This window comes from Streptomyces tropicalis (assembly GCF_029269835.1).
GTDB lineage: Bacteria > Actinomycetota > Actinomycetes > Streptomycetales > Streptomycetaceae > Streptomyces > Streptomyces tropicalis.
Genome location: NZ_JARJBB010000006.1, coordinates 313,694 through 330,296 on the forward strand (window position 1 = coordinate 313,694; position 16,603 = coordinate 330,296).

Sequence of the window (16,603 nt, forward strand, 5' to 3'; positions counted from 1 at the left end):
CCGGACCGCCCGGGGGCGGGCGGTCCACCGGACGAGAGGGACCAGTCCCATGAGTTCCGTTCTGCGCCCGCCGGCGCCGGATCAGGATCCGTTCCTGCACCGGCACTACCGGCCGATCTCCACACACCTGGCGATCACACCGCCGGTGAGTGTCGTGATCCCCGCCATGAACGAGGCGGAGAATCTCCCGTACGTCTTCAAGACCCTTCCCGACTGGATCCACGAAGTGGTCCTGGTCGACGGCAACTCCACCGACGACACCGTGCAGGTCGCCCGCGACCTGTGGCCCGGCGTCCGGGTCGTCGGGCAGCGCGGCCGGGGCAAGGGCGACGCCCTCACCACCGGCTTCGAGGCGTGCACCGGCGACATCATCGTGATGGTCGACGCCGACGGCTCGGCCGACGGCAACGAGATCGTGTCCTACGTCTCCGCACTGGTCTCGGGCGCCGACTTCGCCAAGGGGTCGCGCTTCGCCAACGGCGGCGGCACCGACGACATGACCTTCATCCGCAAGCTGGGCAACCGCGTCCTCTGCGCGGTCGTCAACCGCAAGTTCGGCGCGCGCTACACCGACCTGTGCTACGGCTACAACGCCTTCTGGCGGCACTGCCTGGACAAGATCGACCTCGACTGCACCGGCTTCGAGGTCGAGACCCTCATGAACATCAGAGTGGTCAAGGCCGGGCTGAAGGTCCAGGAGATTCCCAGTCACGAGTACCTGCGCATCCACGGCGCCAGCAATCTGCGCGCGGTGCGGGACGGGCTGCGGGTGCTCCGGGTGATCCTCGGGGAGCGTTCCAACCGGCGGGTGTTGCGCCGCCGCACGCGCCGTGCGCCGCTGCCGGGCACCGGGCGGGGAGAGGTGTCTTGACCGGTCCCGACATCTCCGTCGTGATCTGCGTCTACACCGAGGACCGCTGGGAGGACATCCTCGCGGCGGTCTCCTCGGTCCGGGCGCAGTCCCGGCCCGCCCGGGAGACGCTGCTGGTCGTCGACCACAACGCGGCGCTCCTGGAACGGCTGGCGCGGCGGTTCGCGCAGGACGCGGGGGTGCGGGTGCTCGCCAACGCGGGCCCCCGCGGCCTGTCCGCGGGCCGCAACACCGGCATCGCCGCCTCGAGCGGCGCGGTCGTCGCCTTCCTCGACGACGACGCGGTGGCCGAGCGGGACTGGCTGCGGCGGTTCGCCGAGGGGTACGCGGACCCGCGGGTGATGGCGGTCGGCGGCCGGACCGAGCCCGTGTGGGCGTCGGGCCGGCGGCCCGCCTGGTTCCCGGAGGAGTTCGACTGGGTCGTCGGCTGCACCTACCGCGGCCTGCCGCGCGGCCGTGCCCGGGTCCGCAACGTCCTCGGCGGCAACGCCTCCTTCCGGCGCACCGCGTTCGACGCGGCCGGCGGGTTCGCGACCGGCATCGGCCGCGACGGCGACCGGCGGCCTCTGGGCTGCGAGGAGACGGAGCTGTGCATCCGCCTCACCCGCGCCCGGCCCGACGCCGTCCTGCTCCTCGACGACCGCGCGGTGATCCACCACCGGGTGCCCGCGGCCCGCGAGCGCTTCGGCTACTTCCGCTCCCGGGCCTGGGCCGAAGGGCTCTCGAAGGCGCTGGTGGCACGGAGCGTGGGCGCCGGCAAGGGCCTGGAGTCCGAACGCCGCTACGCCACCCGGGTGCTGCCCGCCGGGGTGGCGCGGGGGCTGCGGGACGCCCTGCTCGCCCGCCCCGGCGGCGCGGGCCGCGCGGGCGCGATCGTCGCGGGCGTGCTGACGGCCGCGGGCGGCTACGCCGTCGGGACGCTCCGGGCCCGCCGGAGCGGCACGGCGTTCCGCGTCCCACCCGTCGCCGGCCCGGCGGCACGCACGGACGGACGGGAACCGGCGCACGGCGGCCCGCCGGGCGGGGCGGGGGCCCGGCTCATCGGAGCCCGCGGCGCGGGCGACGGCCACGACGAGGGGGGAAGACCGGCATGACGGGACCCGTACCGGTGCTCATGTACCACGCGGTCGCACGCGAGCCGAACGCGCTCACCCGCGATCTCTCGGTGAGCCCCGAGCAGTTCGCGGAGCAGATGGAGACGGTCCGCGGGCTGGGCCTCACCCCGGTGACCACCGCCGGGCTCGCCGCGCACTGGCGCACGCCCTCCGGCTCCGCGCTTCCGCCGGACCCTGTCCTGATCACCTTCGACGACGGCTACGAGGGCGTGCACCGGTACGCGCTGCCGGTGCTCGCGCGGCACGGCTTCCCGGCCACGCTGTTCGTGTCGACGGGCTGGATCCGCGGGGACCACGACACCGGCGGCGCCCTGGACACCATGCTCGACTGGGACCAGGTGCGCTCCCTCGCCGCCGGCGGGGTCGAGATCGGCGGGCACAGCCACACCCACCCGCAGCTCGACCAGCTCGACGACGACGCCCTGTGGTCGGAGCTGGTCCGCTGCCGGGACGTCGTCGCCGGCGAACTGGGCGCCCGCCCGGCCTCGTTCGCCTACCCCTACGGCTACTCCAGCCGCCGGGTGCGCGCCCGGGTCCGCCGGGCCGGCTTCGCCCAGGCGCTCGCCGTCGGCAACGGGCTGGCGCGGCGCGGCCAGGGGCCGTACGCACTGCAGCGGCTCACCGTGCGCCGCAGCACCACGGCCGAGGAGTTCGAGCGGCTGGTGCAGGGCCGCGCGATCACCCGGAACTTCGCCCGGGACCGCGCCCTCACCAAGGGCTACGCCGTGGTCCGCAGAGCCCGACAGGTACGCCGGAAGGCCATCGCAGCCCGTGTCTGACACGACGACGACCACGACCGGGGCCGCGGCCTCCGCCACCGAGGCGCCCGAGCGGCCGGGGCGCCGCCTGCGCCTGCCCGTCCCGGGCGGGTCCCCCGGCGGCAGCCCGTTGTTCCGCAACGCCTACGCCCTGATGCTCAACACCGGCATCTCCGCGGTGCTGGGCCTCGGCTACTGGCTGATCGCCGCCCGCTACTACTCCGACTCCGCGGTCGGCCAGGGCTCGGCCGCGATCGCCGCGATGAAGTTCCTGGCCGGGCTGACCGCGGTGACGCTCACCGGCGCACTGGCCCGCTTCATCCCGGTCGCCGGACGCACCACCGGCCGTCTCATCGCCGGCACCTACGGCGGGAGTTCGCTGCTCGTGGCGGCCGGGGCGGGCGTCTTCCTGCTCACCCTGGACCTGTGGGGGCCGTCGTACCGCTTCCTGCACGGTCCCGGCCACGGCCTGGGGTTCGTCGTCGCCGTCGTGGCCTGGAACCTGCTCACGCTGCAGGACGGGGTGCTGACCGGGCTGCGCAGCGCCCCGTGGGTGCCGGTCGGCAACTCCGTGTTCTCGGCGGTGAAGCTGGCGCTGCTGGTCGGGCTCGCCGCCACGATCCCGACCAGCGGCGTCTTCGTCTCCTGGGTGCTGGCGATCGCCACGTCCGTGGTGCCGCTGGGCTGGCTGGTGTTCCGGCGTCTGGTGCCGCGGCACGTGGAGGCGACCCGGGCCCGCGCCAGACCGCCGGCGGCGCGGGAGATCGGCCGGTTCCTGGCCGGCGACTACACCGGCTCCCTGTTCTCCCTCGCCGTGGTCTACCTGGTGCCGGTGATCGTCGCCTCCCAGGTCAGCGCCGCGGACAACGCGTACTTCTACATCACGACCACGATCGGCGGCACGGTCGACCTGCTCGCCATCAACATGGGCGCCTCGCTCACCGTCGAGGGGTCGCACGAACCGGGGCGACTGGCCGCCGACACCCGGGCCGCGCTGCTGCGGATGGCGCGGATCATGCTGCCGGTGTGCGGGGTGCTGTTCCTCGGCGCGCCGTACATCCTGCACGTGTTCGGCGCGGGGTACGCGCACGCGGCGACCCCGCTGCTGCGCTGGCTGGCGGTCGGGGCGCTGCTGCGGGTCGTGACGGAGACGTACTTCGCGGTGCTGCGCGCGCGGAGCCGCACCGCCGGACTCGCCTGGCTGCAGGGCCTGCTGTGCCTGCTGGTGCTGGGGCTGACGCTGCTGCTGCTCCCCCGGACGGGTCTCACCGGTGCGGGCGTGGCCGAGGTCGCCAGCCTCGCCGTGCTCGTGGGGATCGCCGCGCCCCGGCTGTACCGGATCGTCCGGGCCGCTCCGGCCCCGGAGGTCCCCGAGGACGCGGCACCGGACGGGGACCTCGCCGACCTGGGGGCGCATGAGGTTCCCGCCGGTGCCGCCACCGCACGGCGGCGCGGACCGGCCTGGGCGCTGGACTCCGACACCGTCGCGCTCGGCGTCCGCGTCGACTTCGACCACCAGGAACGCCGGCCCGACGTGCGGCCCGGCCCCGGCACCCCGCCGCCGGGCACGCCCGCGGAGGGCACGCCCGCGGAGGGGATGCCCGCGGAGGGGAGGCCTGCGGGAGGGACGTCCGTGGAGGGCACGGCGCCCGAGGCATCCGCACCGCCCGGGCGGCCGGGGCCCGGCGGCGGCACGGCCGCCCGGTGGGCGCGGCACGCCCCGACCCGGGCCGGTGTCGTCCTCGGCTCGCTGCTGGCCGTGGCGCTGCTGCTGTACTGGGTGCCCGCGCTGCGCCTCGGCGAGCGGGACCTGGACCGGATGGGCGGGCTCGGGCTGGTCTCGGTGCTGCCGGTGCCGACGCTGGCCGGGGCGGCGCTGCTGGCCGCCGTGTTCGCCGCGCTGCTGCGGCTGCGCCGCGAGCACCGGGTGCTGCTGCTGGTCACCCTGGTGGCGACCGTGGTCTCGCTGCACGCGCTGCCCGCGGTGATCGAGACCGAACCGCGGTTCGCGACGGCCTGGCAGCACCTCGGCTTCCTCGACTACATCGACCGGACCGGGTCGGCGGTGCCGGACCTGGACGCCCGCTGGAGCTGGCCCGGCTTCTTCGCGGTGGCCGCCCTCGCCGGCCGGGCCTGCGGCGTCGGCGACTTCACCGAGGTCATCCGCTGGTGGCCGCTGACCGTCCAACTGCTCTACCTGCCCCCGCTGTTCCTGCTGACCCGGACGATGCGGGCGAGCTGGCGGGCCCGCTGGACGGGCATCTGGGTCTTCGTGCTGAGCGGCTGGGTGGGGCAGGACTACTTCTCCCCGCAGGGCTTCACGTATCTGCTGTACCTCGTCTTCGTGGCCGTGCTGCTGGTCTGGTTCCGGGCGCCGCACGCGGTCCGGGGCCGGGTCCGGCCCGGCGAGACCGAGGCGGAGCCGGCCGGCCGGCGGCAGCGGGCGGTGCTGCTGGCCGTGCTGATCGGACTGTTCGCGGCGAGTGTCCCCGCACACCAGCTCACCCCGTTCGTCATGCTCGGGGTGCTGGCCGTGCTGGTCCTGGTGGGCCGGTCCGAACTGCGCGGCCTCCCGCTGCTGTTCGCGGTCCTCGTCGCGTTCTGGGTCGGCTTCATGGCCGAGCCGTACTGGTCCGGGCACTTCGACGAGCTGTTCGGCGGGGTGGGCGGCGTCGGCAGCAACGTGTCGACGTCCGTGTCCGGCCGCATCCAGGGCGGCGATCCCACGCACCAGCTGGTGCTGTACGCGCGCGTGCTGCTCGCCGGGGCCGTGCTGGCCCTCGCCTGCTGGGGCTGGTGGCGCCGGCGCAGGCACCGCTGGGGCGAACGGTCGCTGCTGGTCCTCACCTTCGTCCCGTTCCTGGGCTTCGGCATGCAGTCCTACGGCGGGGAGATGGCGCTGCGGGTCTTCATGTTCGCCCTGCCCGGGGCGTGCCTGCTCGCCGGTCTGGCCCTCTTCCCGCGCGCCGGGACGGACGACGGGGAGCAGCGGCCCGGCGGCGTCCGGGCCCGTCTCGCGCCGGTCGCCGCACTGCTGACGGGGCTGCTGCTCATGGGCGGCTTCCTGGTGGCCCGGTGGGGCAACGAGGCCTTCGAGCGGATCCGGCCCGGCGAGGTCGCCGCCATGGACTACGTCTACGCCCACGACCGGCCGACGGTGCGGCTGCTGTGGCTGAGCCACGACACGGTGAACGACGTGACCCCGGCCATGCCGTGGGGCGCACGCGACATGGAGCGCGTGAACTACGTCCCGACGCTCGCCCCGACCGACCCGGCGCGGGTGTCGGGATTGGTCGCGGGGCTGCGGGAGGCCGGCCCGAACGCGTACCTGATGGTGAACCGGAGTCAGGTCACCTATCTGCGGATGGACGTGGGCTACCCGGCCGGCTGGGAAGGTCGGCTGATGCGGAGCCTCGACGGCCGCAAGGACCTCCGGAAGGTCATGGCCAACGGCGACGCGGCGCTGTACGCCCTGCGCGACCGTCCGGCGGGCGCGGTGCCCGAGCCTCGGCCGGGGCCGATCGGGCCGCGGGTGACGTGGACTCCGTGGTCGGTGGCGGGCGGGATCGCCGCGCTCGTGCTGGTGCTGGTGCTCACGGCCCGGGAGGTCGCGCGGGTCGCGATGCGGCCCGGGCCGCGGCGGCTGCGGTGGGTGCAGGGCGGCTTCTGGTTCTCGCTGCCGCTGCTGGCGCTGCTGCTCGCCTCCCTGGTGCAGCGCTTCCTGACGATGGGCCGGGGCTGAGCGGCGGGGCCGTGCCGGGGCCCGAGCGCCGGCGCGGCCCGGGCGGGTCGCCGGACGGCGGTGCGGGCCGGGCCGGTCAGCGCTTCAGCCAGGTCACCCCGTACGGCTGGACGGTGAGGCGGCGGCCGTCGACCCGCGCGGTGACGGTCCGGTCCAGGGTGTTGACCACCAGGACCGTGGCCGCGCTCGCCAGGACCCGCAGGCCGGGCGCGTCCTCCCCGGCGACGGGCACGCTCGTGTACCCGGTGCCCGGCGGGAACGCCCGGCCGAAGCGGGACACCAGGTCGTACATGGGCTTGGCCCGCCCGCCGTCCGCGGTGTCCGTCGGCGTCCACAGACAGCCCGGGCAGGTGCTGCCCTCCTCCTTCTCGGGGTTCCAGTAGAAGCCGGAGGAGGCGCCCCCCTGGACCAGGGCGATCAGGCCGGCGGCCTGGACGGCGACCCGGCGCGGCTCGCTCCAGCCGCGGCGGTCGTCGGCGGGCACGGGCGGCTCGACGTAGTACTCGGCCCACCACAGGGGCAGGCCGTGCGTCTGCCGCCGCACCCACCGGCCGACGTCCGTGAACTTGCGGGTGGCGCCGAAGGCGTCGGGCAGCAGCGCGTCGTCCTTGGTGTAGCTGGAGCCGTCGACGACCACGAAGTCCGCGCCCGCCTTGTGCGCGTTCCAGTAGGCGAAGGCGTCCAGCACGCGCTGGTCCATGGCTCCCCAGGGGCCGCGCACGGCGGCGGAGGCGTTCGACCGCCCCCGCGGGTCCACGCTGTCCATGACGAGGTACGGGCCGCCGACCCGGATGCCGGGGTCGACCTTCTTCAGCGCCGCGTACACGAGGTTGTACAGCGCGGTGTACCCCTCGTAGTCCCAGCGGCCCTCGGCGTCGTTCCAGAAGCCCTTGAACTCGTTCCACACGACGAAGTGCCGGACGTCCGGGTAGCGGCGGGCGACGGTCGCCGCGAGGGCGGCGAAGTCCCGGTAGTGGGCGGGCGTCGGCGCGGTCTCCAGCGCGGACCGGCTCCAGTCCGTGCGGTCCGCGCCGGCCCGGCCGCCCTTCATCCAGTCCGGGGCGCAGCACAGGGTGACGACCGGGGTGCCGCCGGAGCGGCGGACGAAGTCGATGCGGCGGTCCAGCGCGGCGAAGTCGTAGTGCCCGCGGACCGGCTCGGGGTTGTCGGCGCCCCAGCCCATGATGTGCTGGTTCTGCGGCAGGCCCGGCGACGCCGCGAGCAGCCCGGCGACCCGGCCGACGGCCGCGGGGTCGCCCTCGTCGGCGCTGTACTGGGTGTGCGTGAAGCCCCAGCCGACGTCCGGCCCGGTGTGCCGCGGCGCCGTGCCGGGCGTGCCGTGCGCCTTGTCGCCGTCGGGTGTGGTGCCGGCGGTACTGCCGCTGCCGGGCGGGCCGTGCAGCAGGGTCAGGACCAGGGCGAGAGCGGCCGCGCCGACGCCGAGCAGAGCGGTGAGCCGCCACCGCCGTGCCCCCGACCACCACCCTTGACGTCCCATCAAAGGCAACAGTAACGGCGGAAATCGCCCGCGGGGCAGGTATCGCCGCAGCACGACTCCGTCACGGCACGGGCGGGGACCGGGCACGGAGGGGGCGGGGACGGACGGGGGCCGCGCGGACGGGGGGCAGGATCGCGACACTTCGCGCGTGCCGCGGAAAGCGGGTGCGTCCGGCGCCCCCGTGGCGGATCATGGCGGCATGTCTGCCAACCCGCACGAGGCTCTGCCGATCCGGCTCACCGTCGACGACTCCGACTCGCCGTCCGACGTCGTCGACGCGCTGTTCCTCGGCCGGTTCGCCACGGGCGAGCAGCCGTACTCGCACGCCGCCAACATCGACCGGGTGCGCTCCGGCGCCACCCTGCTGCCGCCGGGCGCACGGGTGCTGCGCATCGCCCGCGACGACGACCGCAGCGCCACCCTGGCCGAGGGCGACGGCTGGACGCTGCTGGTCTCCCGCTGGAACCGGGGCGCCGACGTCACGGTCACCGCGACCACCGCGGAGCTGGCGGAGAAGGTGCTGGACGAGGCGACGGACGGCGCGGCCGACGAGCCGGAACCGCAGCCGGAGAACGTGACGATGGGCTTCTGGTACGTCTCCCCGCGCCGAGGCCCGCACCGCACCACCCGCCAGATCTCCGCCGGCACCTGGGACGAGGTGCGGGCGAACTACACGGCGCCGGTGGCGGAGGCGATGGGCCGGCTGATGAAGACGACCCCGGAGGACATCGCCGGCCGGCTGCTCCTGCTGCACGGGCCGCCGGGGACCGGCAAGACGTCGGCGCTGCGCACGCTGGCCCGCTCCTGGCGGGACTGGTGCCAGGTCGACTGCGTGCTGGACCCGGAGCGGCTGTTCTCCGACGTCGGCTATCTGATGGACATCGCCATCGGCGAGGAGGACGCGGCCGGCCGGGGCCGCTGGCGGCTGCTGCTGCTGGAGGACTGCGACGAGCTGATCCGCGGCGAGGCCAAGCACACGGCGGGGCAGGCGCTGTCCCGGCTGCTGAACCTCACCGACGGCCTGCTCGGCCAGGGGCGCAACGTGCTGGTGGGCGTGACGACCAACGAGGACCTGGAGCGCCTGCATCCGGCCGTGGTGCGGCCCGGCCGCTGCCTGGCCCGCATCGAGGTGGGCCCGCTGACCCGCGCCGAGTCGGTGAACTGGCTGGGCACCGAGGAGGGCGTCGGCCGGGAGGGGGCGACGCTCGCCGAGCTGTACGCGCTGCGCCGGGGCACGTCGCCGACGGCGCTGCCGGAGCCGCGCGGCGGGGCGGACGCGGGGCTGTACCTGTAGGCCGGGCCCCGCACGGGCCGGGCGCGCAGGCGCGTGCGGGGACGGGCCGGACGGTGCTTTGATGAGGGTATGACCCTGTTCGTCGGGACGTCCGGCTGGCAGTACCGGGACTGGCGGGGGGTGCTGTACCCGCAGGGCTGCCCGGTCCGGCGCTGGCTGGAGGAGTACGCCGCGCAGTTCGCCACGGTGGAGCTGAACAACGCCTTCTACCGGCTGCCGGAGCGGGAGACCTTCGCCGGGTGGCGGGCGCGGGTCCCGCCGGACTTCGTGGTCGCGGTCAAGGCCAGTCGCTACCTCACGCACATCCGGCGGCTGCGGGAGCCCGCGGAGCCGGTGGCGCGCCTGATGACGCACGCCGCGGGCCTCGGCGACCGGCTGGGCCCGGTGCTGCTCCAGCTCCCGCCGACCCTGCGCGGGGATCCGGGGCTGCTCGACGCCTGTCTGGCCTGCTTCCCCGCAGGCACCCGGGTCGCGGTCGAGCCGCGCCACCCGTCGTGGGAGACGGAGCGGGTGCGTGCGGTGCTCCGGGCGCACGGGGCCGCGCTGTGCTGGGCGGACGTCGCCGCCCGCCCGGCCACACCGCTGTGGCGCACCGCCGGATGGGGGTACGTCCGCTTCCACGCGGGCCGCGCCCGGGCCCACCACTACGGCCGGCGGTCCCTGGAGACCTGGGCCGACCGGATCGCGACGACCTGGCCGGCCGGTGCGGACGTCTACGCGTACTTCAACAACGACGTCGCGGGGGCGGCCGTCCAGGACGCGACGGTCCTCGCGCGGGTCGCCGCGGCGGCGGGGCTGACCGTGACCCGCACGCCCCGGCACACGACCGTACGTCCGGTGGCGGCCCCGGTCCGGAGCGGCGGCGCTCAGCTCCCGTAGGCCGCCCGCAGCGCGTCGCGCACGGCGGCCTGCGCCGCCGCCTCGTCCAGTCCCAGGCGCCGCACCCGCTCGGCGTACGCCTGCGCCGCCGCCGCGGCCTCCCGCTCGGCGGCCGGACCGGCGGCGGCCACGAAGGTGCCGTTGCGGCCCCGGGTCTCGACGACCCCGTCCGCCTCCAGCGCCCGGTAGGCCTTGGCGACCGTGTTCGCCGCGAGTCCGAGCGACTCGGCGAGCCCCCGCACGGTCGGCAGCCGGTACCCGACGGGCAGCGCCCCGGACCGCGCCTGCTCGGCGATCTGCGCCCGCACCTGCTCGTACGGCGGCGCACCGTCCTCGATGTCGATCTCCAGTGTCACCCCGTGATTGTCGCGTACCGGCCGGAAAATGGGAGGCGGCCCGTCCGTCCCGCCCCGTAGCGTGCGCCCCCATGACGCTGATCGTGCGCGACCTGCGCCCCGACGCACCGGCCGACCTCGAGGGCTTCGCCCGGGTCCGGCACCTCGCCCTGCCGTTCATCCTGGCCACCGCCGAGTCGCTCGCCCACGACCTCCTCCACATGCATCCCGACGCCCACTACCGGCCGCTGGTGGCCGTGGCGGACGGCGAGGTGATCGGCACGGCGCAGGTGCACCTCGCGCGGGAGAGCAGCGAGCCGGGCCAGGGCAGCATCAACGTGTACGTGCATCCCGGGCGCCGCCGGCTGGGCGCCGGCGACCTGCTGGTCCGCGCGGCCGAGGAGCACCTCGCCGCGCACGGCGCGCGCCGGCTGCTCTCCTGGGTGCTGGAGGAGCCGGGCAACCGCGCCTTCGCCGAACGGCACGGCTACCGGGCGAGCCGCTCGGCGCACTTCCTGCGACTGGACCTGGCGGGCGGCGCGCTTCCGCCGCGGCAGGACCCTCCGCCCGGGGTCGAACTGCGCACGGGTGCGGACTTCGCCGACGACCCGCGCCCCCTGTTCCTGCTGGACGCGGAGACCATGGCGGACGAACCGAGCGACGTGGACGCGCAGTTCACCGACTACGAGGCCTGGCTCGCCGAGACCTGGCGGCACCCGCTGTTCAGCCCCGCGCTGACCTCGGTGGCCCTGGTCGACGGGCGACCCGCCGCGTTCAGCGCCGCCCGCACGGACGGCGGGACGCGCTACGGCACGGTCATGACCGGCACCGCCCGGGACTTCCGCGGCCGGGGCCTGGCGAAGCTGGCGAAGAACGACTCCCTGCACCGTGCCCGCGCGGCGGGATGCACGGAGGCGTTCACCGGCAACGACACCGGCAACGGGCCGATGATCGCGATCAACACCTGGTTCGGGTACGAGATCTGCGCGACGGAGGTGCGTCATGTCCGGGAACTGGCCTGAGACGGAGGGGATGCTGGAGGTCGTCCTCGTCAAGGGCGGCCGTACGAAGATCCGCTACCCGGCGCGGCTGCTGGCGGACGACGGCACCCGGATCTCCGTCCGCGCGCCCTGGGCGGGCGAGGGGGTGCGCGACTTCGGCTTCGTGCGGTTCGAACCGGGTGACGTCTTCACGGAGCACTACTGGCGGGACCGCTGGTACTCGGTGAAGGAGGTCCGGGACTCCGCGGGCCGCCGGAAGGGCTGGTACTGCGACGTCACCCGGCCCGCCGAGCGCTCCGGCGCGGTACTCGTCGTCGAGGACCTGGACCTGGACCTGTGGTGCCCGGCCGACGGCGGGGAGGTGCGGCGGCTGGACGAGGACGAGTTCGCGGGCAGCGGCCTGGCGGAGCGGGACCCCGCGGCCGCGGCGGCGGCCGTCGCCGCGCTGGACGCGCTGGAGGACCTGGCCCGCACGGGGGGCCTCACGGCCCTCCCGCACTGACCCCGGCCCGGCCTCACGGCAGCGTCGCCACCACCGCGTACCGCTCGTCGTCCACCTCCTTGCCCCACAGCAGGGCGTCGTCCGACAGCCGCTCGGTGCGCAGGCGGCCGCCGAGGGGTTCGAGAAGCATGGTCAGCCGGTGCGCGGGTATGCCGACCGGCGTGACCGAACCCCACAGGCCCTCGACGAGGACCAGCCGTCCGGCCGGGCGCAGCAGGCTCCGCCAGTGGCGCAGCACCCGCTCCGGAGCGGGCAGCGCCCACAGCACGTGCCGGACCAGGACGACGTCGAAGCGCCGCTCGCCGACCGGCGGGGCGGCCGCGTCGCCGACGAGGATCTCCGCGGCCCGGCCGGCGAGCTTGGCGCGGGCCCGGGCTGCCATGGCCGGGGAGAGGTCGACGCCGGTGACGCGGTGGCCCTGCTCGGCGGCGAGCAGGGCCAGGCTGCCGGTCCCGCATCCGAGGTCGAGGACGTCGGAGGGGCGGCCGGGCAGCCAGGAGCGCAGCCGCTCGGCCCAGGCGGCGCGCACCTCGGGGTCGCGCAGCCCGTGATCCGGCTCCTCGTCGAAGACGGCCGCCTGCGCGTCCCAGTCCACGGGGGCCTCCGGGGCCGCACCGCCAGCGCCTGTCGTCATCCGTGTCCGCATGGTCCCCAGCGTGACACGCGCCACTGACAGCGCCCCGGCCGCCGCAACGTGACGGCCGCCACAGACAGACCCGCACCGATGAGTGACTCTCACCCGAACGGTCTACCTCCGTGGGAACGCGGATCCCGGTAGGCGTCGAAGGAGGCAGCGATGCGCCGAGCGACCGTGCAGAAGCCCCTGAGGAAGACGGACACCCGCCGGGTCCGCGAGGAGGCCGAGGAGCGCCCCGCCGGCCGCCCCGAGGTGCGCAAGGACATCGCCCGTACCTGGTGGCCGGACGGCTGACGGCCGGCGGGCCCGGGACGGGGGACGCGTCGGACCAGCCGCTTGCGGTAGTGGATCCGGTCGTAGGGCCCGTCCACCCGGCGCCCCACGGCCTCGTAGCCGAACTTCGGGTAGATCCGCTGGTTCTCCCACATCATCGCGTTCGTGTAGAGCCTGACCTCGGGCAGGCCCAGCGCACGCGCGCGTGCGTCCACGAACTCCAGCAGCCTGCGTCCCACGCCCGTGCCACGGGCGTCGGGACGCACGGCGATGCTGTCGAGGAAGAGGTGGTCCGGGTGTGCCTCGACCACCACGAGGCCGATCACCCGGGCCGTCATCAGGTCCTCGGCGACGAACACCCGGCCCGCGGCCACGTTCGCCGCGTGGTCCGCCTCCATGGGCATCGGCACCACGCCGATGCGCGCGATGTACGGGCGGTACGCCTCGTCGGTCACGGACTTCACGGCGGGCACGTCGGCGGTGCCGGCCGGCCGGATTCCCTCGTTCGACATGCCGCGCACGGTACCTGCCTGAGCGCAGCCTCAGCGCTCGCTTAACGCCGCCGTAAGAGCCCGAAGGCCCCTCTGAACGGCATTCGCGCAGCTCAGAGGCAGGCCATCCGGGACCCTTATATGCGGGGGGAGCCAAACGGGGAGCCACGGCCTCGAAATCAGGGACCGTCTCGAGACTCGCCCCCGACCACGTCGTCATCGTCCCCAAAGATGACATCCATGGCCTCCGCACCCTCGGAGATGACCGGCCGCAGTTGCTTCCGATAGACCCTCTCGGTCGTCCCGCTGCCGTTGTGCCCAACGAGACGAGAGATCACTTCGATAGGGATCCCGTGGTCCGACAGCACGGACACGAAGCTCGTCCGTAGCTCACGCGGAGTCCACTCCTTCGGGTTCTCGAAACCAGCTTCCTTGAGCAGAGTCCTGAAGTTCCGGCGCACGTTCAAGGCACTACGGAGTTCGCCTGTCTCCGTCGGGAAAACCAGTCGCTCATCGGTCCACTCATCGCCGGCCGTGAGGCATGCAGCCTGTTCGCGACGCTTGTGAGCCCTCATGACGGCGACGGTTTGCTGCGGCATGGCCAGCGAGCGTCTGCTCTTCCGGGTCTTCGTGTCGCCATGCCGGCGTACCGAGCGCCACACGTCTACGTGCGGCTTCTCCATTCCTGACCGTGTCAGGTGAACGTGCGACCAGGTCAGGGGCCGCGCCTCCTCGGGCCGGACCCCCACGAGTAGCGATAGGACCGCGTAGGCGTGGATCCAGGTACCTTCCTTCGAACGAAGGACCGCCGCGCCCTGCTCCAAGGAGAGGGACTTGCTTGGCCGCCCCGCTCGTCCCTCTGGCACCTCGACCAGTTCAGCGACGTTGCGGACAGTCCTGCCTCTTCTCTGAGCATGGCTGATCGAGCGGCGGAGGACCGAGTGCACCATCTTCAAAGACTGGGTAGCCAGCGTCTCGGCCTCAGCCTCCAACCACTCATCCAGATCATCAGCTTCGAGGTCACGCAGCTTGCCCTTACCCAGCTGAGGGATGATGTGGTTCTCGGCAAGGCTTTTGTACGTGTCGACGCTGGTTACTTCCCTGCCCTTGAGTCCTTGGGCAAGCCAGTCGGTCACAGCCTGAGCAACGGTGTAGTTGGCGGGCGCCCTGACGCCCGCGGCCACCTCCTTCCTCAACTCGCGGAGCTTGTGACGGACTTCGGCCTTCGTCTTGCCCGACACCTTGGGCCGATTGCGTTTGCCGGCTGGGGTGTAACCCAGAGACACGGCGCCGATGTACCTGTTCTTGGACTTGTCCCAGTAGATCGAGTCGTCGCCGTGCCCGGCTCTGGCAAGCCCCTTGGGCGTCTCAGTCATGTGCTTTCGCCTTCCAAGAAAAGCAGGGCCACACCCTGGGGTGTGACCCTGCGTTGTTGCCGGAGCTAAGCGGCGGCTTCAGCCTCACGCTTGAGTAGTTCGACGTATTCGTCGATCCACTCGGTGGGCACCAGGCGCCGGCGGCCACAGCGGACGGTGCGAAGTCGCCCGAGACGGATCTCGTCGTAGGTCGCGGTGCGACCGATCCCGATGAGCGTGGCTGCGGCTTCCACGCTGTGAAGACGGCGCTGTGCCAGAGAAGCGGTGGCAGCCGTGTCCATGGGTTCCTCCCTCATAGATCGCTCGCTCTGTAGGCCCTCTGGGAATCCGCAACATCCGCAACGCCGCAACATTGCAGGTCAGCGGCCTGATTTTGTTGCGGATGCCGGTTGTGTTGCGGATAGGTGCCGCCGCGCGGTAGCGCGGCGGCACCTGTTGTAGTGAGGGCGGTCAGCCGGCGACGCGCAGCCGTCGCGTGTCGGCTTCCGTGAGCGTGTGGCGGGTCTCGACGGGGTCTTCCGCCACGGATCCACCCTCACTGACCTGCGGTGTTGCGGATGTTGCGGATGTTGCGGACTTCTCGGGGGTTGGGGGGCAGTAGCGGGCCCAGGCGTCGGTCAGGTCGTCGGCGTAGTAGCCCTTGGGGGTGCCGCTGCCGACGCGGATGCCGCGTGGCCTAATGGGGGTGTTGTCGGGCCGGACGTACTGGCTCAGGAGCTTGGACAGGCCGCGAGAGGTGAGTGGCTTCCCGTCGTCGTTCAGGTCGCCCCAGGGCGCGTCGTCGAGTCCGAGGAGGACTTCGAGAATGGCGGCGGTGGGCATGCGGTCGGCGCCGCAGAACACCTTGTCCCGCAGGTCGGTCAGCAGGCGGACTCCGAGGGATGCTTCGTCGCCGGCCTGCGCAGCCTTGACGAGCTCGGCGCAGGCGACGCGGGAGCGCTCGGGCCACTGGCCGCCGGCCGCGTCGGCGACCGCCAGGAGCGGTTCCCACACGTCGGCGGGCCGGTCGGTGACGCCCTCAGGCATCTCCGGCCACGCCTCGGCCACCTTGCCATGGACGGTGGTGGCCCACTCGGCGAGTCGGTCGCGCAGGGCGTGGCCCTGCTTCTCGTGCACGCGCCGGCGGTAGGGCTCGGCCTTCTCGTTGGGTGCCTTCTTGCGCATGCGGATGATGACGGAGCGGGTCAGGATCGTGTCCGGGAGGGAGCCGAGCCCGGCCATGGCGACGGCGCAGAACGAGGAGAAGAACTCGGTGCTCTGGTTCGATCCGTCGCCAACGCAGCGCAGGGACTTGGCACCGCGCCGGTAGCCGGAGTTCAGGAACCCGCGGACCTCTTCGTTGCCGCCGGCCTTGGGGCCGAAGACGGTGTCGATCTCGTCGAAGAGCAGCGTCGGTGTTCCTGCGTCGGCCTCCACGAGCCGGAAGAGCGCGTTGGCGGAGGCGTTGACGGTCGTCGCCGCTCGCGGGGTGAGGGTTTCCACGATCTCCAGCGCGCGGGACTTGCCCGAGCCCGGTTCCGGCGAGAGGAACGCGAGGCGGGCGGTGCCGTCGAACGCGTCGATCAGGTGGGCGTGGGCGTCCCACAGGGTCACGGCGACGTAGGCGGCCTCGGTGGGGAAGACGTTGAAGCGTCGGTGGAAGGCTTCCACCTCGTCGAGCAATGCGGCGCCGTCGATGCTGGCGGTCATGCGGCGTTCCTCCCTTCGGGGTTGGTGTGCGGTCGCAGGGTGCGGTGAGTCGTGGGAAGGGCTGAAAGGACGCCCTGGCGGGCGGCCTTCTCTTGGGCGCCCACGGCCGTCCCGCGACCGGTCGGCGGGGCGTCGTACGGCC

At 73.7% G+C, this 16,603-nt stretch carries 14 protein-coding genes and 1 pseudogene; 8 read left to right on the plus strand and 7 right to left on the minus strand.

Annotated features, from left to right (window positions below):
* Window positions 1-49: 49 nt before the first annotated feature.
* Genes P3H78_RS15270 through P3H78_RS15285 form a run of 4 tightly spaced genes read left to right on the plus strand, consistent with a single transcriptional unit; the run spans window position 50 to window position 6,486 of the window.
* The gene (locus tag P3H78_RS15270) at window positions 50-871 is read left to right on the plus strand and encodes a glycosyltransferase family 2 protein (RefSeq protein ID WP_276109512.1); all 822 of its coding nucleotides are present in this window, start codon (window positions 50-52) and stop codon (window positions 869-871) included.
* On the plus strand, window positions 868-1,965 hold the full coding sequence (locus tag P3H78_RS15275) for a glycosyltransferase family 2 protein (RefSeq protein ID WP_276109513.1): 1,098 nt from the start codon (window positions 868-870) through the stop codon (window positions 1,963-1,965). The genes P3H78_RS15270 and P3H78_RS15275 overlap by 4 nt, the downstream gene beginning before the upstream one ends.
* Window positions 1,962-2,765, plus strand: coding sequence for a polysaccharide deacetylase family protein (locus tag P3H78_RS15280; RefSeq protein WP_276109514.1), 804 nt, complete (start codon window positions 1,962-1,964; stop codon window positions 2,763-2,765). The genes P3H78_RS15275 and P3H78_RS15280 overlap by 4 nt, the downstream gene beginning before the upstream one ends.
* Window positions 2,758-6,486, plus strand: a complete 3,729-nt coding sequence (locus tag P3H78_RS15285; protein WP_276109515.1) for a lipopolysaccharide biosynthesis protein — start codon at window positions 2,758-2,760, stop codon at window positions 6,484-6,486. The genes P3H78_RS15280 and P3H78_RS15285 overlap by 8 nt, the downstream gene beginning before the upstream one ends.
* 76 nt (window positions 6,487-6,562) lie before the next feature.
* Here the strand turns inward: P3H78_RS15285 and P3H78_RS15290 are convergent, their stop codons facing one another.
* Window positions 6,563-7,984, minus strand: a complete 1,422-nt coding sequence (locus P3H78_RS15290; RefSeq protein WP_276109516.1) for a GH39 family glycosyl hydrolase — start codon at window positions 7,982-7,984, stop codon at window positions 6,563-6,565.
* A gap of 199 nt (window positions 7,985-8,183) precedes the next feature.
* On the opposite strand from P3H78_RS15290, the gene P3H78_RS15295 reads away from it, so the two are divergent.
* A complete protein-coding gene (locus tag P3H78_RS15295) occupies window positions 8,184-9,278 on the plus strand; it encodes a DUF5925 domain-containing protein (RefSeq protein WP_276109517.1) in 1,095 nt (364 codons plus the stop codon).
* A gap of 69 nt (window positions 9,279-9,347) precedes the next feature.
* On the plus strand, window positions 9,348-10,157 hold the full coding sequence (locus P3H78_RS15300) for a DUF72 domain-containing protein (RefSeq protein ID WP_276109518.1): 810 nt from the start codon (window positions 9,348-9,350) through the stop codon (window positions 10,155-10,157).
* Here P3H78_RS15300 and P3H78_RS15305 read toward each other — a convergent pair.
* Window positions 10,145-10,513 carry a GntR family transcriptional regulator gene (locus P3H78_RS15305; RefSeq protein ID WP_276109519.1) on the minus strand — a complete coding sequence of 123 codons (369 nt, stop codon included), beginning with the start codon at window positions 10,511-10,513 and terminating at the stop codon, window positions 10,145-10,147. The two genes, P3H78_RS15300 and P3H78_RS15305, sit on opposite strands and share 13 nt — an antisense overlap.
* Before the next feature lie 71 nt (window positions 10,514-10,584).
* Here P3H78_RS15305 and P3H78_RS15310 point away from each other — a divergent pair, with 71 nt between their 5' ends.
* Together P3H78_RS15310 and P3H78_RS15315 are read left to right on the plus strand one after the other, a co-directional pair.
* Window positions 10,585-11,514 carry a GNAT family N-acetyltransferase gene (locus P3H78_RS15310; protein ID WP_276109520.1) on the plus strand — a complete coding sequence of 310 codons (930 nt, stop codon included), beginning with the start codon at window positions 10,585-10,587 and terminating at the stop codon, window positions 11,512-11,514.
* Window positions 11,495-11,995: a ribonuclease FAU-1 family protein gene (locus tag P3H78_RS15315; protein WP_276109521.1), complete on the plus strand. Its 501-nt coding sequence runs from the start codon at window positions 11,495-11,497 to the stop codon at window positions 11,993-11,995. The genes P3H78_RS15310 and P3H78_RS15315 overlap by 20 nt, the downstream gene beginning before the upstream one ends.
* A gap of 13 nt (window positions 11,996-12,008) precedes the next feature.
* Here P3H78_RS15315 and P3H78_RS15320 read toward each other — a convergent pair whose 3' ends face one another.
* The 5 genes and pseudogenes from P3H78_RS15320 to P3H78_RS15340 all read right to left on the minus strand — a co-directional run bounded on the left by P3H78_RS15320 (window position 12,009) and on the right by P3H78_RS15340 (window position 16,461).
* Window positions 12,009-12,629 carry a class I SAM-dependent methyltransferase gene (locus tag P3H78_RS15320; RefSeq protein ID WP_276109522.1) on the minus strand — a complete coding sequence of 207 codons (621 nt, stop codon included), beginning with the start codon at window positions 12,627-12,629 and terminating at the stop codon, window positions 12,009-12,011.
* 329 nt (window positions 12,630-12,958) lie between these two features.
* Window positions 12,959-13,417, minus strand: a pseudogene (locus P3H78_RS15325) (GNAT family N-acetyltransferase); the annotation flags it as partial.
* A gap of 158 nt (window positions 13,418-13,575) precedes the next feature.
* Window positions 13,576-14,772: a site-specific integrase gene (locus P3H78_RS15330; RefSeq protein ID WP_276109523.1), complete on the minus strand. Its 1,197-nt coding sequence runs from the start codon at window positions 14,770-14,772 to the stop codon at window positions 13,576-13,578.
* A gap of 65 nt (window positions 14,773-14,837) precedes the next feature.
* On the minus strand, window positions 14,838-15,053 hold the full coding sequence (locus tag P3H78_RS15335) for an excisionase family DNA-binding protein (protein WP_276109524.1): 216 nt from the start codon (window positions 15,051-15,053) through the stop codon (window positions 14,838-14,840).
* Window positions 15,054-15,222: 169 nt separating this feature from the next.
* Entirely contained in the window at window positions 15,223-16,461 is a 1,239-nt protein-coding gene (locus P3H78_RS15340) for a DUF3631 domain-containing protein (protein ID WP_276109525.1), read from the minus strand.
* Window positions 16,462-16,603: the final 142 nt, after the last annotated feature.